The following is a 17,442-nucleotide window of genomic DNA, read 5'->3' on the forward strand; positions in this document are numbered from 1 at the left end:
GCGACCACGTCCCTCGGCTCGGGAACCGGCGGAACGGGCCGCGTGCCCGGAGGGCGGTTCCGACGGAGTGCCGGGCGGTCAGCCGATGTAGCGTGCCAGCCGCGCGGACATGTGCGGTTGCAGTTCCCCGTCCGCGGTGACGCGTTCCTCGACGTAGGCGAGGTCGCCGCCCTCGACGATGCCGTACAGGCGCTTGGCGCCGCCGACCACCTCGCCGGACTGGCTGCGGATCACCACGTCGGTCGCCAGCTCCCAGGACGACTGGGTCAGGGCGGTGCCGTAGTACAGCTCGACGACGCCGGAGCTGTGATTGAGGAGCAGCTCGAGGGTTTCCGGATCCTCGCTGCCGGGCGCGCCGGTGCCGGAGACCCGCCAGAATCCGCTCTCCCGCCGGTCCGGACCGCTGTAACCGCCCTCCTCGTCGAGGCGCCACGAACGGGCCTCCCACACGAGGTAGTTGCCGCCGTCGTGGGTGACCACGATCTGCTGGCCGAAGCGGTAGTCGCCGGTGCGGGGATCGTTGCCCTCGCCCTCGCCGCGCCACACGCCCACCATGGGCAGCAGCGCCAGCAGCTCCGGATGCATGTCCGGGCCGAGGCGCAGGTTTGCGGTGTCGTCGGGGACGGGCAGGCCGCTCAGGTTCGGGACGTTCTTGTCGGCAGTCGCCTTGGCCCGTTCGAGGGCATCCGCGACCGCCTTGTCGCCGCTACCGCGGACGACCTCCCGTTCCTCACCGGACTCGGCACTCACGGCTGATCGGTCACCAGACGGTAGAGGACGTACACCGCGAACCACGTGATGAGCACGGCCGCCAGGACAAGGAGAGCTTCGAAGAAGATGACCACGGCCATATCCTAGACGGCGCCCGGAGAGCGCGAAAACCGACGTCCCCACCGGGCGCGCGGCGCGGCGCGCGGGATAGTACCGTGCAGTGGGCCGTGCGGGCCCTTTCGTCCGGAAAGTCCGACTCGGAGGTCGTGTGCGCCCCATCCGTCTGCTGCTGCCGGCTGTCGCGGCGCTCGCGGCCCTGTCCCTGACCGTGCCCGTCGCGGTCGCCGCCCCCGGGACGGGGTCGAGCAGCGGTTCGTCCGGGCCCGCCGTCCACCCCGACAACTACGCCCTGGAGTGCCCCGACCTGCTGATCGTCGCGGTCTCCGGCGCCACCGACTCCGAGGCCGACCGCGATCCCGTGGTCGAGGAGTCGCGGCAGCTGTGGTCGAACTGGGTGGGCAACGTGACGGTCCCGGCCGGCGAGGCCACCGCGGACCGTCCGGGCTCGATCGGCTGGATGTACGTGCCGTACCCGGCCACCTACGGCCTGGGCCTGTTCGAGGACGTGCCGACCTATCAGGACTCGGTGGCGGCGGGCGTCGCGTCGACCAACCGCATCCTCGACGAACGCAAGAGCGCCTGCGGGGAGCGCACCCGGTTCGCGCTCGTCGGCTACAGCGTCGGCGCCGAGGTGATCGAACGGGTGAGCCGCGAACTCGGGCACCGGCGCGCCGACGCCCACGTCGCACCGGACGACATCGCCGGGGTCGTCCTCGTCGGTGACCCGTACCGGCCGGCGGGCGTCGACTCGATGGGCGAGCCCGGTCCGCCCGGTGGCGGGTTCATGTCCTCCGAACCCGCCGACTACGGCGCGCTGGCCGACCGGGTCGTGTACTCGTGCCGGCGCTACGACGTCGCGTGCGACGCACCCGAGGACATCGCGGTGCTGGAACTGGCCCTCGGCGTGCTCGGGCAGATGCGGTTCACGCTGCTGAACCCATTGCAGACCGTGGGCGACCTGGGCGGCGCAGTGGCGGTGACGGCGGCCCGCGCGGCCGCCCACATCGTCACCCGCGACGACTGGTGGGAGTCCGACGAATCCCTCCTCGACGTGCTGCGCAAGGTCGTCGACACGACGTACCCGGTGGACCCGAGCGCCGATGTGAGCCCCGAACGGATGCGGGAGATCCTCGACTGGGCCTTGGGACCGGGCCGGCCGATCGTGGTGGAGAAGCTGCGCGCCGAGGGAGCCGGCTTCGCCGACGACAACAGCGGCATCGTCGACCTGTTCCTCGAGCCGTACATCCTGCTGGGCTTCATCCAGCACATCGGCTACTGGAACACGAACCCGCACGATCCCTGGTACTGGGACAGTGAGCGGATCGTCGACTGGATCGTCGCTCTCGCCGAAGCCGAACGGACGGACCGGCAGCCGCAGAACTGACCACGGACGACGGCGGGCCCGTTCCCGGAGGAACGGGCCCGCCGAACGGTCTGCTACTTCGCGACCGTGACCTCGACGTGGTGGACGCCGGGGGCGGCCGGGCTCACGGCGACGTCACCGTTGCCGCGGCCGGACAGCGCGCGGACCTTCCAGTCGCCGGGCGCGGCGAAGAAGCGGAAGTCACCGGTGCCGGAGGCGACGACCTCGGCGGTGAACTCACCGGTGCCGTCGAGCAGGCGCACGAAGGCACCGCCGACCGGCTGGCCGTCGGCGTCGACGACACGGCCGGTCAGGACCGTCTCCTTCTCGACGTCCACGCCCGCGGGCAGGGTCTGGGACTGAACGGGTGCACCACACATGGTCAGCGAACCTCCAACTCGATCGGGGCTCCGACGAGCGAGCCGTATTCGACCCAGCTGCCGTCGTAGTTCTTGACGTTCTTCTTGCCGAGGATCTCCTGCAGCACGAACCAGGTGTGGCTCGAGCGCTCACCGATCCGGCAGTAGGCGATGGTCTCGCGGCTGTCGTCGAAGCCCTTCGCCTGGTAGAGGGCCTCGAGGTCGTCGTCCGACTTGAAGGTGCCGTCCTCGTTGGCGGTGGTGCTCCACGGGATGTTGATCGCACCCGGGACGTGGCCGCGCTGCTGGGCCTGCTCCTGCGGCAGGTGGGCCGGGGCGAGGATCCGGCCGGAGAACTCGTCGGGGGAGCGGACGTCGATGATGTTCTTGGTGCCGATCGCGTCGATCACCTCGTCGCGGAAGGCGCGGATCGAGTAGTCCGGCTCCTGCGCCTTGTACTCGGTGGCCGGGCGGGTGACCTCGTCCTTGGACAGCGGGCGTCCGTCGAGCTCCCACTTCTTGCGGCCACCGTCGATGAGCTTGACGTCCCGGTGCCCGTAGAACTTGAAGTACCAGTACGCGTAGGCGGCGAACCAGTTGTTGTTGCCGCCGTAGAGCACGACGGTGTCGTCGTCGGCGACGCCCTTCGCGGACAGCAGGGCGGAGAACTGCTCCCGGTTCAGGAAGTCGCGACGGACGCCGTCCTGCAGGTCCTTGCGCCAGTCGAGCTTGATCGCGCCCTCGATGTGCCCGCCGTCGTAGGCTGCGGTGTCCTCGTCGACCTCGATGAACACGGTCTTCGGTGCGTGAAGGTTCTGCTCTGCCCAGTCTGCTGAGACCAGGACGTCGGAGCGAGCCATGGAGTTTCCTTTCGGTGTTGACACTCTCGGTCGAGTGGAACGGTGCGGAGGGAACGGTGGTCAGGCGGCGACGGCCCGGAACCTGGCCACGAGCGGGTAGATCGCGCAACCGAGGCACACCCCGAACGCGGCGTTGAGCAGCGCGGCGAACAGTGCGAACCCGGTGGCGACGAGACCGGCGAGGTCGGCGCCGAGGAGGAATCCGAAGGTCCCCACGGCGGCGAACACGAACCCGACGAGCTGCGCGAACCGCAGCGGGGCGACCGGTTCCTTCTCGGTGGGCGCACTCAGCCGGGGCGCGACGAGCCGGGCGAAGAGCAGGCCGTAGGGGCTGCGGCGCGGGCCGAGGGCCGCACCGGCCGCGAACACCGCGGTCTGGACGGCGAGCAGTACGCCGGCCACCGTGGTCGAGACCGTCGCGACGGCCAGGACGACGACGAGGACGGCGGTGGTGATCCACGCCGCGAACCGGGGGCCGCGGACGTCTACCTGCTGACCCTGGCGGGCGGTGGGGGCGGTGCTGGACATGAGTGGTGCTCCTGCTGGGAGGGGACGCGTGGGGGCGAACCGTCGCGGTGGCAACCGCGGGGATCACACCGGTGACGGCAGCGGATGCCGCGGAGACGGTCGGGCGTCTCGGCCGGGGTGATCAGCAGCAGGTACAGCAGAAGCCGCCGAGGCGGCACAGATCGACTGTGCGGCGTCGGGTGAGCATGAGCTCTCGGCAGGTCGACACGGCAGGCAGCTTAGCCGACGTCTCGACGGATCGGGGCCTAGGGGGTGCGCAGCGGCACCAGCGCGGCCCGCAGGTCGGCCGCGGTCGGCACGCCCGAAACCCGGTACCTTTCGGTACCGGCGGCGTCGAACAGGAAGGTCGTCGGCAGTGACAGCACGCCGAGTTCCCTTGCCAACTGCGGGTTCTCGTCGATGTCCAGTTCGAGGTCGCGGGGTGCCGGCAGCCCGTCGCCGGTGGCCGCGAGGTCGGCGACCACCTGAGCGACGACCCGGCGCACCGCGGCGCACGGTCCGCACCAGTCCGCGGAGAAGTGCAGCACCACCGGCGCACTGCCGGTGCCCACGCCCACCGCGGCCAGCAGGGGACCGGGCCCCGGCGCCGGGGCGGCCGCGACGGCGCGGACCTTGCCCGCGCGGGCCCGCAGGACGGTTCCGGTGATCAGGGCGGCAGCCACCACCACCAGCAGTACGACGACAGCGGTCACAGGCGCTGAACCTCCTCGAGGTCGATCGTGGTCTGGTGCGCCTCACCCTCGATCACGATCGTCGAGCCGCGAGCCTCGACCGCGGTCGGTCGCACCCCGAACGGCAGGTTCTGGGGTTCGATCGTGGTGGTGAACAGGCCCAGCACCGCCGGCTTCAGCGGATCCGGCACGGTGAAGTCCGCCTGTCCCTCCGGGCCGAAGTACAGGTCCGACGCGACGATGCGCACCGTGTCGCCCTCGAGCAGGAGGTTCGCCTGCACGCTGACCTCCGCGGAGACCGGGCCGACCGGAACCGTGCCGGTGAGGACGACCCCGCCCGCGGTGGTGCGTCCGGAGCCGCCGGACCCGCCGGTGCCGTCGGACTTGTCGGCAGGGGGAGCGGAGACCTGCAGGTCGGGAATGCCGTAGAGCTGACCGAGCTCGGTCGCGTCGATCATCACGCGCCCGTACAGCAGGTCCACCGGCACCGAGCGGATCGAACCGTCGAGCAGCTCGCCCGCGTCCGCATGGGCACCGATCAGGTTGGCCTCGATCGTGATGTCGCCGAGCGTCCCGCTGGGCACGCCCTGCGCCCGGATCTCCACGTTCTCGTAGCGGCCCGCCCGGGCCTGGGTCAGGAACGGGAATCCGTGGATGGTCACCGCCGGGTCCGCCGTCAGCGCCCCACCCTCCCGCAGCGCCCGCGAGACCCGGTACTCGGACCACGCCGCCGCGCCGAAATCGATCAGGAGCGCGACTCCGACGAGCGTCACGAGAGCGAGGATGAGTTTGCGCACCGCACCATTGTGACGGACGGCTCGCACCGCTTCCCGAGTGCGGTTGCCCGGTGAACGCCGTCGTGGCGTTAATCTGTAGCGCGTCGTTTACACGAGTTTCGCGCAGCCCGCGAAGAATGGAGGCACGGTGGAGCTGTTGCTGCTGACCTCCGACCCCAACCCGGACGCGGTCCTGCCCTCGCTGTCGTTGCTCGCGCACTCGGTGCGCCCGGCACCGACCGAGGTGTCCTCGCTCCTCGAGGCCGGTTCCGCGGACATCGCCATCGTCGACGCCCGCACGGACCTGGCTGCGGCCCGCGGCCTGTGCCGGCTGCTCGGCAGCACCGGGTCGGCGATACCGGTCGTCGCCGTGCTCACCGAGGGCGGTCTGGTGGCGGTGAACCCGGAGTGGGGGCTGGACGACATCCTGCTCACCACCACCGGCCCCGCCGAGCTGGACGCGCGGCTGCGATTGCTGGTCGGCCGGTCCGGCGGTGCGGCGGGCCCCGAGAACACCGGCAAGATCACGCTCGGCGAGCTCTCGATCGACGAGGGCACCTACACCGCTCGCCTGCGCGGCCGCCCCCTCGACCTGACGTACAAGGAGTTCGAGCTCCTCAAGTACCTCGCGCAGCACGCCGGCCGGGTGTTCACCCGCGCGCAACTGCTGCAGGAGGTCTGGGGTTACGACTTCTTCGGCGGCACCCGCACCGTCGATGTGCACGTGCGGCGCCTGCGCGCCAAGCTCGGTCCCGAGTACGAGTCCCTGATCGGCACGGTCCGCAACGTCGGCTACAAGGCGGTGCGGCCCACCACCAAGACCGGGAAGGGCGGCTCCACCACCATCGAGTTCGAGGACGCCGAGCTCGCGGACTAGGCTCGCTGTCGTGGAATTCGTCAGCCGACTGTCCGCCGAGCAGGCCGCCGAGGTGCAGGCGCTCGTCGCCCGCGCCCACACCGCCGACGGAACGGCCCCGGTGTCCGAGCAGGTGCTGCACTCCGTCACCGGCGACGGCGACGTCCGGCACCTGGTGGCCGTCGATGCCGCCGCGATCGTCGGCTACGCCAATCTGGTCCCCGGTCACGGGGAGCACCCGGCGATGGCCGAGGTGGTCGTCGATCCGCCGCACCGCCGCCGCGGCGTGGGGTCGCGGCTCGTCGCCGCGGCCCTCGACGCCGGTGGTGCCGGCACCCGGGTGTGGGCACACGGCGACCTCCAGTCCGCGCGGGCACTCGCGGCGCGGCTCGGCCTGACCCCGGTCCGGGAGCTCCTGCAGCTGCGGCGCCCCCTCGGGGAGCCCGAGCTGCCGGCCCTGCAGGTCCCCGACGGGCTGATCCTGCGGACCTACCGCGGACCCGAGGACGACGCGGAACTGCTGCGGGTCAATGCCGCCGCCTTCGCGTGGCACCCCGAGCAGGGCCGCTGGACCGAGCGCGACGTCGCGCAGCGCCGCAGCGAGTCCTGGTTCGACCCGGCCGGGGTGTTCCTCGCCTTCGACGAGCAGGACCCGGACCGGCTCCTCGGCTTCCACTGGACGAAGGTGCACGCCGCCACAGCGGACCAGCCGGCGATCGGGGAGGTGTACGTGGTGGGCATCGATCCCGGGGCACAGGGGCGCGGTCTCGGCCGGCTGCTCACGCTCGCCGGGTTGCGGTATCTGGGTGAGCGCGGGCTCGGCGCCGTGCTGCTGTACGTCGAAGGGGACAACGACGCCGCGCTGCACACCTACGGCCGGCTCGGATTCGAGCGATTCCACGTGGACCTCGCATACGCGAGAGCATGAGCGGAGCACGTACCGAACGAGTCCGACCCGTGAATGTCGTGTGACGTCGACCATACGGACTGCAGGTGTACTTTTCGCGTTCACGTCACGTTCACCTTCGGGCGCCCCACCGTCAACCCGTCCTCATTAACTTTCCATTACGGGCCGCAGCATGCCGGTCCGGCGCCGGGATCACCCCGCGCCTGATGCCGCCGCCCGTGTCGCGGGCGTGCCGGTCGCGAATTCCGGAGGAGTACGAGTGAACCTCAAGCGCAATGGCGCCCTGCTCGGTGTGGTGGCTGCAGGTGCCCTCACCCTGGCCGCATGCGGCAGCGACAACAATGCCGCCTCGACGGACGTGGACGCGTCCGCGTCGGCCGCGACGTGTGAGGGCAAGGAGACGCTGTCCGCCGCCGGGTCGTCCGCGCAGAAGAACGCGATGGACCAGTTCGTGTCCACCTACATCGCGGTCTGCCAGGAGAAGGGCAAGAACGTCAACGTCGCCTACAACCCGTCGGGTTCCGGTGACGGCCGCACCCAGTTCATCGCGAAGCAGATCGACTTCGCCGGCTCCGACTCCGCCATCAAGAGCGAGCAGGCCGCCCAGGCCGCCGAGCGCTGCGCCGGCAACCCCGCCTGGAACCTGCCGCTGGTCTTCGGTCCCGTCGCCGTCGCGTACAACGTCGAGGGCGTCGACAACCTCGTGCTCAACGGCGAGACCGTCGCCAAGATCTTCAACGGCACCATCAAGCAGTGGAACGACCCGGCCATCGCGGCTCTCAACGAGGGTGTGAGCCTTCCGGATTCGGCCATCACCCCGATCGTCCGCTCCGATTCGTCGGGCACCACCGACAACTTCCAGAAGTACCTCGAGGCCGCCTCGAACGGTGCCTGGACCACCGGCGCCGGCTCCGACTTCACCGGCGGTGTCGGTGAAGGCGCCAAGGGATCGGCCGGTGTCGCCCAGGCCGTCGCCAGCGCACCCGGCGCGATCACCTACGTCGAGAAGTCCTTCGCCGACCAGAACAGCCTGAACGTCGCACAGATCGACAACGGATCCGGCGCGGTGGAGCTGACCGCCGAGACCGCGTCGAAGGCCATCGAGGCGGCGACCTTCGCTCCGACCGGTGAGGGCGACCTGACGCTCGACCTGACCTCGATCTTCGGCACGAAGCAGGAGGGGGCCTACCCGATCATGCTCGCGACCTACGAGATCGTGTGCTCCGCCGGTTACGATGCCGACACCTCCGCGGCCGTGAAGTCGTTCCTCGTCAGCGCCGCCAACGAGGGCCAGGATGGCCTCGCCGAGCAGGGCTACGTGCCGCTGCCCGAGTCCTTCAAGGCGAAGCTCACCGAGTCGATCAACGCCATCGCCTAGCCGATGAGCGCCGCGGACCGTACCGTCAATCCCCAGCAGAGAGAGATCGCGAGCGCAGATGAGTGACGCGCCCACCAAATCCGCACCTCGCACTCCCGGGTCCGGCGACGATGCCGGGCCCGGGGCGGGCGGTCCGCACGGCAACACCCCGGAGGCCACGATTACCACCCCAGCGCGCGGCGACAGCAAGCCGCTGACCAGGCCGGGCGACCGGATCTTCCGTTCGCTGGCCTCCGGGTCCGCAGTTCTCATCTCGGTGATCATCGCGGCCATCGGCGTGTTCCTCGTCTGGCGTGCGGTGCCGGCGCTGCAGCGCAACACCGTCAACTTCCTCACCAGCCGCGAGTGGGTCACCCAGGACATTGCCGCGATGGCGTTCGGCGTCCTCGACCTGTTCCAGGTGACCGTGCTGGTGTCGTTCTTCGCGCTGGTGCTCGCGATGCCGGTCGCGCTCGGCATCGCGATCTTCCTCACCTCGTACTGCCCCGAGCGCATCAAGAAGCCCCTGGCGTACGTCATCGACCTGCTCGCCGCCGTACCGTCCATCGTCTACGGCCTGTGGGGCCTGCTGGTCCTGGCCCCCGCGATCCGGCCGCTGGCGACGTGGCTCAACGAAAGTCTCGGCTGGTTCCCGCTGTTCGCGTCCGGTTCGGGCTCCATCCTCGGCGGCGGCACCATCTTCACCGCGGGCATCGTGCTCGCCGTGATGATCCTGCCGACCATCGCCGCGGTGAGCCGGGAGGTGTTCGTGCAGACGCCGACGTCCCATATCGAGGCGGCGCTCGCTCTCGGTGCGACGCGCTGGGAGGTCGTCAAGACCACGGTGATCCCGTTCGGCAAGTCGGGCTACATCAGCGGCTCGATGCTCGGTCTCGGCCGTGCACTCGGCGAGACCATGGCGCTGTACCTGATCCTGCGCACCACGTCGCAGCCGTTCTCGTGGTCGCTGTTCGACGGCGGTGCCACCATCGCCTCGAAGATCGCCCTCGGTTACGCCGAGTTCAACAACGACATCCAGGCCGGCGCGTACATCGCCGCGGGTCTGGTGCTCTTCGTGCTGACCTTCGTGGTCAACGCCGCGGCGCGTGCGGTCGTCGCAGGAAAGAAGGACTGAAGCCATGACGACCACTCTCCTCGAGACGCCGGTCAAGGGCCCCACCTTCCGGGGCGTCGGCACCCGTCGGCGCGTCTCGGATCTCACCGCCACCGTCCTGGTCACCGCGTCGGTGCTGATCGCTCTCGTGCCGCTGGCATGGGTGCTGATCACCGTGATCGCCAAGGGCCTTCCCGCCCTGACCAGCGCCACCTGGTTCACGAATTCCTTGAGCGGTCTGTCCGCGTCCGCGATGGGCGGTGGCATCTACCACGCCCTCATCGGGACTCTGCTGCAGGGCCTGGTGTGCGCGGTGATCTCCATCCCGATCGGCATCTTCGTGGCGATCTTCCTCGTGGAGTACGGCGCCGGCACGCGTCTGGGCAGGATCACCACCTTCATGGTGGACATCCTCAGTGGTGTCCCCTCCATCGTTGCCGCGCTCTTCATCTACGCACTGTGGATCGCCACCTTCGGCTTCCCGAAGTCCGCCTTCGCGGTGTCCCTGGCGCTGGTCCTGCTCATGGTTCCCGTGGTGGTGCGCAGCACCGAGGAGATGCTCCGGATCGTGCCGCAGGATCTGCGCGAGGCCTCCTACGCCCTCGGTGTGCCGAAGTGGAAGACCATCGCGCGCATCGTGATTCCGACCGCGCTGCCCGGCATCATCACCGGCGTCATGCTGGCCCTGGCCCGCGTCATGGGCGAGACCGCTCCGCTGCTGATCCTCGTCGGCTACGCGCCGTTCATCAACTTCAACCTGTTCGGCGGCGAGATGGGCAGCCTGCCGGGGGTCATGGTGGCGGAGATGAACAACCCGACCGACGCGGGCACGATGCGGATCTGGGGCGCTGCCCTGACCCTCATCCTCGTCATCGCGATCCTCAACATCGTTGCCAAGGTGATCGGCCACTTCTCCCAGGTGCGCACCAAGTAGGTCACCTCATGTACACACCCTTCGATTTCGATACACCAGTAGGGAGCCGGTAATGGCCAAGCGTCTGGACCTCAAGGACGTCAACATCTTCTACGGCAAGTTCCACGCCGTCTCCGACGTGACGCTGTCCGTGCCGCCGCGGAACGTCACCGCGTTCATCGGACCGTCGGGCTGCGGCAAGTCCACCGTGCTGCGCTCGCTCAACCGCATGCACGAGGTGACCCCCGGTGCCCGCGTCGAGGGCTCCGTGCTGCTCGACGGCGAGGACATCTACGACTCGTCCGTCGACCCGGTCGGCGTCCGCAAGACGATCGGCATGGTGTTCCAGCGCCCCAACCCGTTCCCCACCATGTCGATCCGTGACAACGTCGTCGCCGGCCTGAAGTTGCAGGGCGTGCGCGAGAAGAGCAGGCTCGACGAGATCGCCGAGCGGTCGCTGCGCGGCGCGAACCTGTGGAACGAGGTCAAGGACCGCCTCGACAAGCCCGGCGGCGGCCTGTCGGGTGGCCAGCAGCAGCGCCTGTGCATCGCCCGCGCCATTGCGGTGCAGCCGGAGGTGCTCCTCATGGACGAGCCGTGCTCCGCTCTCGACCCGATCTCCACCCTCGCCATCGAGGACCTGATCGCCGAGCTGAAGCAGGACTACACCATCGTGATCGTCACGCACAACATGCAGCAGGCCGCGCGCGTGAGTGATCAGACCGCGTTCTTCAACCTCGAGGCCACCGGCAAGCCGGGTCGGCTCGTCGAGATCGACGACACCGAGAAGATCTTCTCCAACCCCACCCAGAAGGCCACGGAGGACTACATCTCCGGCCGCTTCGGCTGAGCCGGCTGCGACTTCGGCACCGCGGACGCGGAAAGGCCCCGCCCGGAAGCTCCGGGCGGGGCCTTGTGCCGAGTCGGGTTACTGGTCCTGCGCATACACCGTGAGCTTGTCGACGCGCTCACGCATCGCCCGGAAATCCTCGTCGGTGGGGAGCTTGCCGGTGACCAGGAAGATCACGCGACGACCCACCTCGACGGCGTGGTCGGCGAACCGCTCGTAGAACCGGCCCAGCAGCGTCACATCCACAGCCGCGGCCACGCCGTGCTTCCACTCCCGGTCCATGAGCACGGTGAACAGGTGACGATGGAGATCGTCCATCGCCTCGTCCTCCTGGTGGAGCCGGGCCGCCCGCTCGGGGTCGCGCGTCTCGAGGATCTCCTTGGTCGCTGCGCCGAGCGAGACTGCGATGCGGCCCATCTCGGCGAAGTAGCCGTTGACCTCTTCGGGCAGAACATGGTTGGGGTGCCGACGGCGCGTCGCCTTGGCGACGTGCAGTGCCAGCGCACCCATCCGGTCGATGTCGGCGACGATCTGGATGCCACTGACCACAGAACGCAGATCACCGGCGACCGGCGCCTGGAGGGCGAGGAGCGAGAAGGCCTTTTCCTCGCACTGGGTACTCAGGTCGGTGATCTTGTCGTGCTCGCCGATCACGGTCTCGGCGAGCGCCAGATCCGCCTGGAGCAGCGCCTGGGTGGCCCGCTCCATCGCAAGGCCCGCAAGGCCCGCCATCTCTCCGAGGAGATCGGCGAGCTCGGTCATCTGTTCGTGGTATACGACGCGCATAATGACACAGACTACGGCGCAGACAAAGCCGAGTCACGAGCAGCGGGTGAACGCCGGGTGAATGGACGGGCTCGAGGTGCTGCTCAGGCGCAGGAATCGTCGCCCGCGTTGGTGATCGACAGGTCGACCGGTAGCTCGTTCTCCTCGGCGGCCTGGATCGGCACCGCCGGCAGGACCGATCCCACCTCGGTCGGAGCAGCGATGCTGTCGACGAACCCGGTGCCGAGGACGAGTTCCACGATGCCGCCGAGGTCCTGGGACTCCTGCAGCACGGCCCCCGGAACCGCAGAGGCCAGCGTCAACGCCTCGGCTTCCTGCCCGGGCGAGAAGCGGACGACGGTCTCCTTGCTCGTGCCGGAGTAGTTGCCGACGCTGTAGATCGGGAAACCGTAGGCGCCGAGTTCTTCCGCGGTCCGGGCCGCGAGGCCGGATTCGCCGGAGGCGTTGGACACCTGCACCGACACCGTCGAGGGGTCCATCGCGGTCTGTGCAGGCAGGGGGGCTGCCGGCGGCGCGGACGATTCCGGCTCGGGAACGTCGCGTTTCTCGCCGGGGAGCGGTTCGTCGTCGATGATCGCGTTGAAGATCGCCTTGATGTCGTCGAGACGCGGAATCTCGTTGCCCCACTCGTTGGTTCCGGCCGTCGGCACGGTGAGGAAGGTGACGGCGCCGGCTTCGACCCGCTGCAGCGAGCGGCCGAGCCGGACGAGGGACTCGGTGTCGACGTTCTCGACGAACGTGGCGCGGGTGAACGCGTTGATGAACCCGTTCAGTTTGCCGGGGTCGAACAGGACCTTGTTCGACATGGCCGAGCGCAGCAGCGACGACAGGAACTTCTGCTGCCGGGTGATACGCCCGTAGTCGCCGTTGCCCTCCGACTCGACCTTGCGGGCCCGCACGTAGTCCAGGGCACGGCGGCCGTCGAGGGTGTGGGTGCCCGCGGTCTCGATGATGGTGCCGAGTTCCCCGTCGACCAGGGGGGTGGGTGTGCACACCTCGACGCCGCCGACCTCGTTGACCATGCTCTCGAAGCCGGCGAAGTCGATTCCGACGAAATGCCCGATCTTCAGGCCGGACAGCTTCTGGATCACCTTCACCAGGCACTTGGGCCCGCCCAGCGCGTAGGTGGCATTGAGCTTGTCGCCCTCGGCGGCGGGGAACGTCTCCGACGTGTACTCGCCGGTGGTGCTGTCCCAGCCCCGGCACACGGGCCGCGTCACGTCCAGGTCGCGCGGAAAGGAAACGGCGACGACGCGACTGCGGTCGGCGGGGATGTTGACGAGGATGACGGTGTCGGCGCGTGCGCCCTCGGCGTCGGCGACGGTGCCGGCGCCGATCGCGCCGCTCGCCCCGGCACGGGTGTCGGTGCCGATGATCAGGTAGGTCTCGTCGCCGGTCTGCCCGCCGGGGTCGACGATGTCGGTGGATTCGGTATCCAGCGCGGCGATCTGGGCGAATCCGGCCTCGGTGGAACGCACGTAGCCCCACACCAGGCCGCTGCCGACGAGGGTCAGCACGGACAGCAGCGCCAGGACGGTGCGGCCCACGGTCACGAGGCGCCGGCGTTTGCGGCGCTTGTTCAGAGCCAGCCTGCTCAGGCCGTCGCCACCGACGGCCTGGGGCAGCGCGGGCGGCTGGTCGGGGTCGTCGTTCCGCCGTCCGGCCCGGTCGTCGCGCGGGGGTGGGGGCGGCGGGCTGCTCGGTGGGGCCGCGCCGACGGGCGGGATCTTCTCGGTGGGGTCGTCGTCGACCGCCGGCGTCCGCCGCGGCCGGGCCGGCTGCGGGCCCGGCACGGCCGGTTCGGGTTCGGGGTGTCGCACGGGCGTGCTGTCGCGCCCGACCTTGTTCATCAGCGCGGCGACGGTGACCTGATCGGGATTCTCGTCGGGAGCGGCCGAGCGGCGGGGGCGGCCGGTATCGGCGCCCCGGACCGACGGCGCGGGTCCGGCGTCGGCGGGCGGCACAAGATCCTCCGGACGCCGTCGCACCCGGCCGGAATGTGAGCTGCGATACCCGGAGTCGGCGATAGGACGTTCCCACGGAGCGCGACTGTCGGGCAGGCCCGAATCGTGCTCCTCACCCACCGATTCCCTCGCCTCTCCGCGGATGTTCCGCTCTCGTACGCATCCGCCACCACGGCGATCCCGTCATGATACTGGCGGCCTCGATCCGGATCGAGGCGTCCGCCGAGCGCCGGTCCGGTTCGTCCGGCCCGCACGGCGGACCCTGCGGTCAGCCGCCCGAGTGCATGACGTCGGCGCCCGCCGGCACCATGCAGTCCTCCGGGTCGTCGAGCCAGCCATCCGGCAGGGCGACGGTACCGGGGGAGCCCTGGCGCCCGCGCGGGCCCTCCGCGTCCTTCGGGAAGGGCACGGTCGGATCGAGCCGGCCGAGCAGGTCGTCCAGCTCGGCGAGGCCGGACACGCGCGCCAGGGCGTTGCGCACGTCGGATCCGGCCGGGAAGCCGCGCAGGTACCAGGCGATGTGCTTGCGAATCTCACGCATGCCGCGGTCCTCGCCGTGGTGGTCGGCGAGGAGTTCGGCGTGCCGGCGCATGATGGCCGCCACCTCGCCCAGGCTCGGTGGGGTGGGCATGGGGGTGCCGTTCAGCGCGGCGCTGAGCTCGGCGAACAGCCAGGGCCGACCGAGGCATCCGCGTCCGACCACGACGCCGTCGCAGCCGGTCTGCTCCATCATCTTCTGGGCGTCCTCGGCGGCGAAGATGTCGCCGTTGCCCAGCACCGGCACGTCGGTGACGTGCTCCTTGAGGCGGGCGATCTCGTTCCAGTCGGCCTCGCCCGAGTAACGCTGGGCGGCCGTGCGGGCGTGTAGCGCGACGGCGGCGGCGCCCTCGGCCGCCGCGATCCGGCCCGCGTCGAGGTGGGTGTGATGATCGGCGTCGATGCCGATGCGGAACTTCACGGTCACCGGGATGTCGGTGCCCTCGGTGGCGCGGACGGCGGCCGCGACGATGTTGCCGAACAGCCGCCGCTTGTACGGCAGCGCCGAGCCGCCGCCCTTGCGGGTGACCTTCGGCACGGGGCAGCCGAAGTTCATGTCGATGTGGTCGGCGAGGTTCTCGTCGACGATCATCTTCGCGGCCTGGTACGTGACGTCCGGGTCGACGGTGTACAGCTGCAACGACCGCGGCGTCTCGGTGGGACCGAACGTCGTCATGTGCATCGTGACGGGGTGGCGTTCCACGAGGGCCCGGGCGGTGACCATCTCGCACACGTACAGCCCCGACGTGCTCCCCGACCGCTCGAGTTCGAGTTCGCGGCACAGGGTGCGAAAGGCGACATTGGTGATTCCCGCCATCGGCGCGAGTACGACCGGGCTGTTCAACTCGAGCGAGCCGATGCGAAGGGGTGACATGAAAAAACCTCGAAGACGGCGTGAAGAAGAAGTGCGTGCAACTGTGCCCGGCACCGAATCCGGTACCGGGCACAGGATAGCTGTTCGGGGCCGCTGCTCCCGAATCACGGAACGGCCTGGATCAGGACGCGGCCTCGTTGCGCTCGCGGCGGGCGGCCTCGCGGGCGAGGGACCGATCGCGCATCTCCTCGAACTTCACCGCCTGCTTCTCGAGGTCCTCGAGGAAGGTGCCGAGCTCGTCGAGGATGCGGGCGCCCTCGGCACCGAAGTCCTCACGCTCGAAGATGCGCCACTTGCGGAGCACCGGCATGACCACCTCGTCGAGGTGCTGACGCAGGTCGTAGATGCCGTGCTTGGCCATCAGCACGCCGTTGCGGCGGAAGTTGGGCATACCGGCGCCGGGCATCTGGAAGTTCTTCAGCACGTCTGTGATCGCCGCGAGGGTCTGGTCCGGGGCGACGTCGAGGGCCGCTTCGCAGATGTTGCGGTAGAAGATCATGTGCAGGTTCTCGTCGGCGGCGATGCGCTGGAGCATCTTGTCGGCGATCGAGTCGTGGCACGCCCGGCCGGTGTTGCGGTGCGAGACGCGGGTGGCCAGCTCCTGGAAGGTGACGTACGACACCGAGTGCAGCATGCCGACCTCGTTGGGCGAGGCGAATCCGTTGGTCATGTGCTCCATGCGGGCGTTCTCGAGGGCGACCGGGTCGACGCCGCGGGTGACGACGAGGTAGTCGCGCATCACGATGCCGTGGCGGTTCTCCTCGGCGGTCCAGCGGCCCACCCAGGTGCCCCAGGCGCCGTCGCGCGAGAAGCTCTCGGCGATCTCGCGGTGGTAGGACGGCAGGTTGTCCTCGGTGAGGAGGTTGGTGATCATCGCGGCCTTGGCGACCTCGTCGAGCTTCGACTGCTCGGGCTCCCAGTCCACGCCGCCCATGGCGGCGAAGTTGCGTCCCTCGTCCCAGGGCACGTAGTCGTGGGGATGCCAGTCCTTGGCCATCGAAAGGTGGCGGTTGACGTTCGCCTCGGCGACGGGCTCCAGCTCGCGCAGAAGCTCCAGCTGAGTCAGAACTCGCGTCATTCCGTTTACCTCTCCATAACTGTGCGTGTCACGTACTGATTACAGCCTACGGCACCGTAGGTTCGGCACTCGTTTGTCTGTTACCTGTTCCAAGTTCGGCCGACCGGGGCCTACCCGCCGGTGGGATCGCTCACAGACGGCGACGTCGTTATCATACCGGGGCGCAAACGGCGTCCCGGGGCGACGCGCGGGGGCGGTCGTATCCCGCCGTGACCTCAGCGCTTGCCGCCGCCGAGAAGTCCGCCGAGCAGCTCGCCCAGGCCACCCCCGTTGCCGCCGAGAACGCTGCCGAGCACGTCGCCGAGACCGCCGCCGCTTCCCGTGCCGTTCGTCGCGCTGCGCAGGAGCCCGCCCAGCAGATCGCCCAGGCCGCCCTGGCCGCCGGAATTTCTGCCGACCTGCTCGGCCAGGTACGTCAGCACGATCGGGGCGAGGATGGGCAGCAGCCGTGCGACGAGGTCGTTGCCGCCCGCGCCGTCGGCCCGGCCCAGCGTCTGCACGACCCGGTCCTTGTTGTCGCCGAACACGTTCGCCACGATCCGGTCGCCGTCCGCGGTGTCCACGTCCGTCACGTCCACTCCACCGTCGAGCAGGGCCGAGTTCCGGTGCTGGTCGAGCGCGGACAGCAGGGACGAGGCGCCGTCCGGATTGCGTGTGTTCGCCTCGAGGCCGCCGACCAGCGTGGGCAGGGCGGCCCGCACCGCCGTTGCCGCCGTCTGCTCGTCCACGTCGAGCCGGCGGGCGATCTGGTCGACCGGAATCCGCGAGAGGAGATCGTCGAGGGAAGGCATGGGAACCGAGGGTAGCCACAGTGGTCG

18 protein-coding genes are annotated in these 17,442 nt (G+C 69.6%); 7 read left to right on the plus strand and 11 right to left on the minus strand.

Features of this window, described 5'->3' with window-relative positions:
• Window positions 1–78 precede the first annotated feature (78 nt).
• Window positions 79–750, minus strand: a complete 672-nt coding sequence (locus ACWPOB_RS02205; RefSeq protein ID WP_100058170.1) for an FABP family protein — start codon at window positions 748–750, stop codon at window positions 79–81.
• A gap of 229 nt (window positions 751–979) precedes the next feature.
• Between ACWPOB_RS02205 and ACWPOB_RS02210 the strand changes: the two genes are divergently transcribed.
• Window positions 980–2,215: a cutinase family protein gene (locus ACWPOB_RS02210; protein WP_100058169.1), complete on the plus strand. Its 1,236-nt coding sequence runs from the start codon at window positions 980–982 to the stop codon at window positions 2,213–2,215.
• A gap of 53 nt (window positions 2,216–2,268) precedes the next feature.
• Here the strand turns inward: ACWPOB_RS02210 and ACWPOB_RS02215 are convergent, their stop codons facing one another.
• From ACWPOB_RS02215 to ACWPOB_RS02235, 5 genes are all read right to left on the minus strand, one after another.
• On the minus strand, window positions 2,269–2,574 hold the full coding sequence (locus tag ACWPOB_RS02215; protein ID WP_029541490.1) for a DUF1416 domain-containing protein: 306 nt from the start codon (window positions 2,572–2,574) through the stop codon (window positions 2,269–2,271).
• Window positions 2,575–2,576: 2 nt separating this feature from the next.
• The gene (locus tag ACWPOB_RS02220) at window positions 2,577–3,413 is read right to left on the minus strand and encodes a sulfurtransferase (protein WP_100058168.1); all 837 of its coding nucleotides are present in this window, start codon (window positions 3,411–3,413) and stop codon (window positions 2,577–2,579) included.
• 60 nt (window positions 3,414–3,473) lie between these two features.
• Window positions 3,474–3,941, minus strand: coding sequence for a DUF4395 domain-containing protein (locus tag ACWPOB_RS02225; RefSeq protein WP_455399759.1), 468 nt, complete (start codon window positions 3,939–3,941; stop codon window positions 3,474–3,476).
• Between the two features lie 245 nt (window positions 3,942–4,186).
• Entirely contained in the window at window positions 4,187–4,633 is a 447-nt protein-coding gene (locus ACWPOB_RS02230) for a thioredoxin family protein (RefSeq protein WP_263507812.1), read from the minus strand.
• A complete protein-coding gene (locus ACWPOB_RS02235; protein WP_100058985.1) occupies window positions 4,630–5,409 on the minus strand; it encodes an LmeA family phospholipid-binding protein in 780 nt (259 codons plus the stop codon). The genes ACWPOB_RS02230 and ACWPOB_RS02235 overlap by 4 nt, the downstream gene beginning before the upstream one ends.
• Window positions 5,410–5,536: 127 nt before the next feature.
• Here ACWPOB_RS02235 and ACWPOB_RS02240 point away from each other — a divergent pair, with 127 nt between their 5' ends.
• The 6 genes from ACWPOB_RS02240 to pstB all read left to right on the plus strand — a co-directional run bounded on the left by ACWPOB_RS02240 (window position 5,537) and on the right by pstB (window position 11,385).
• The gene (locus ACWPOB_RS02240) at window positions 5,537–6,265 is read left to right on the plus strand and encodes a winged helix-turn-helix transcriptional regulator (protein ID WP_006936407.1); all 729 of its coding nucleotides are present in this window, start codon (window positions 5,537–5,539) and stop codon (window positions 6,263–6,265) included.
• Between the two features lie 10 nt (window positions 6,266–6,275).
• Window positions 6,276–7,172, plus strand: coding sequence for a mycothiol synthase (gene mshD, locus ACWPOB_RS02245; protein WP_455399760.1), 897 nt, complete (start codon window positions 6,276–6,278; stop codon window positions 7,170–7,172).
• A 238-nt stretch (window positions 7,173–7,410) separates the two neighbouring features.
• The gene (gene pstS, locus ACWPOB_RS02250) at window positions 7,411–8,529 is read left to right on the plus strand and encodes a phosphate ABC transporter substrate-binding protein PstS (RefSeq protein WP_455399761.1); all 1,119 of its coding nucleotides are present in this window, start codon (window positions 7,411–7,413) and stop codon (window positions 8,527–8,529) included.
• 58 nt (window positions 8,530–8,587) lie between these two features.
• Window positions 8,588–9,643, plus strand: coding sequence for a phosphate ABC transporter permease subunit PstC (gene pstC / locus ACWPOB_RS02255; protein WP_455399762.1), 1,056 nt, complete (start codon window positions 8,588–8,590; stop codon window positions 9,641–9,643).
• A gap of 4 nt (window positions 9,644–9,647) precedes the next feature.
• Window positions 9,648–10,556, plus strand: coding sequence for a phosphate ABC transporter permease PstA (gene pstA / locus ACWPOB_RS02260; protein WP_455399763.1), 909 nt, complete (start codon window positions 9,648–9,650; stop codon window positions 10,554–10,556).
• A gap of 52 nt (window positions 10,557–10,608) precedes the next feature.
• Window positions 10,609–11,385, plus strand: coding sequence for a phosphate ABC transporter ATP-binding protein PstB (pstB, locus tag ACWPOB_RS02265; RefSeq protein ID WP_455399764.1), 777 nt, complete (start codon window positions 10,609–10,611; stop codon window positions 11,383–11,385).
• A gap of 78 nt (window positions 11,386–11,463) precedes the next feature.
• On the opposite strand, the gene phoU is transcribed toward pstB, so the two are convergent.
• From phoU to ACWPOB_RS02290, 5 genes are all read right to left on the minus strand, one after another.
• Window positions 11,464–12,171 carry a phosphate signaling complex protein PhoU gene (phoU, locus tag ACWPOB_RS02270; RefSeq protein ID WP_455399765.1) on the minus strand — a complete coding sequence of 236 codons (708 nt, stop codon included), beginning with the start codon at window positions 12,169–12,171 and terminating at the stop codon, window positions 11,464–11,466.
• An 83-nt stretch (window positions 12,172–12,254) separates the two neighbouring features.
• Window positions 12,255–14,255 (minus strand): LCP family glycopolymer transferase, encoded by a 2,001-nt coding sequence (locus ACWPOB_RS02275; protein WP_455399766.1) that lies wholly within the window; start codon window positions 14,253–14,255, stop codon window positions 12,255–12,257.
• A 148-nt stretch (window positions 14,256–14,403) separates the two neighbouring features.
• On the minus strand, window positions 14,404–15,546 hold the full coding sequence (gene dusB / locus ACWPOB_RS02280) for a tRNA dihydrouridine synthase DusB (RefSeq protein ID WP_455399767.1): 1,143 nt from the start codon (window positions 15,544–15,546) through the stop codon (window positions 14,404–14,406).
• Window positions 15,547–15,667: 121 nt separating this feature from the next.
• Window positions 15,668–16,624 carry an acyl-ACP desaturase gene (locus tag ACWPOB_RS02285; RefSeq protein WP_006936396.1) on the minus strand — a complete coding sequence of 319 codons (957 nt, stop codon included), beginning with the start codon at window positions 16,622–16,624 and terminating at the stop codon, window positions 15,668–15,670.
• Between the two features lie 215 nt (window positions 16,625–16,839).
• The gene (locus ACWPOB_RS02290) at window positions 16,840–17,415 is read right to left on the minus strand and encodes a DUF937 domain-containing protein (protein ID WP_455399768.1); all 576 of its coding nucleotides are present in this window, start codon (window positions 17,413–17,415) and stop codon (window positions 16,840–16,842) included.
• Window positions 17,416–17,442: the final 27 nt, after the last annotated feature.

This window comes from Rhodococcus sp. 2H158 (assembly GCF_053764755.1).

What these genes read in the sequence shown, in the direction of transcription:
- phoU (WP_455399765.1), bottom strand. Translation starts at nt 12,171, where the DNA reads ATGCGCGTCGTATACCACGAACAGATGACCGAGCTCGCCGATCTCCTC.
- ACWPOB_RS02220 (WP_100058168.1), bottom strand. Translation starts at nt 3,413, where the DNA reads ATGGCTCGCTCCGACGTCCTGGTCTCAGCAGACTGGGCAGAGCAGAAC.
- dusB (WP_455399767.1), bottom strand. Translation starts at nt 15,546, where the DNA reads ATGTCACCCCTTCGCATCGGCTCGCTCGAGTTGAACAGCCCGGTCGTA.
- pstB (WP_455399764.1), top strand. Translation starts at nt 10,609, where the DNA reads ATGGCCAAGCGTCTGGACCTCAAGGACGTCAACATCTTCTACGGCAAG.
- ACWPOB_RS02215 (WP_029541490.1), bottom strand. Translation starts at nt 2,574, where the DNA reads ATGTGTGGTGCACCCGTTCAGTCCCAGACCCTGCCCGCGGGCGTGGAC.
- ACWPOB_RS02285 (WP_006936396.1), bottom strand. Translation starts at nt 16,624, where the DNA reads ATGACGCGAGTTCTGACTCAGCTGGAGCTTCTGCGCGAGCTGGAGCCC.
- ACWPOB_RS02225 (WP_455399759.1), bottom strand. Translation starts at nt 3,941, where the DNA reads ATGTCCAGCACCGCCCCCACCGCCCGCCAGGGTCAGCAGGTAGACGTC.
- pstC (WP_455399762.1), top strand. Translation starts at nt 8,588, where the DNA reads ATGAGTGACGCGCCCACCAAATCCGCACCTCGCACTCCCGGGTCCGGC.
- ACWPOB_RS02290 (WP_455399768.1), bottom strand. Translation starts at nt 17,415, where the DNA reads ATGCCTTCCCTCGACGATCTCCTCTCGCGGATTCCGGTCGACCAGATC.
- pstA (WP_455399763.1), top strand. Translation starts at nt 9,648, where the DNA reads ATGACGACCACTCTCCTCGAGACGCCGGTCAAGGGCCCCACCTTCCGG.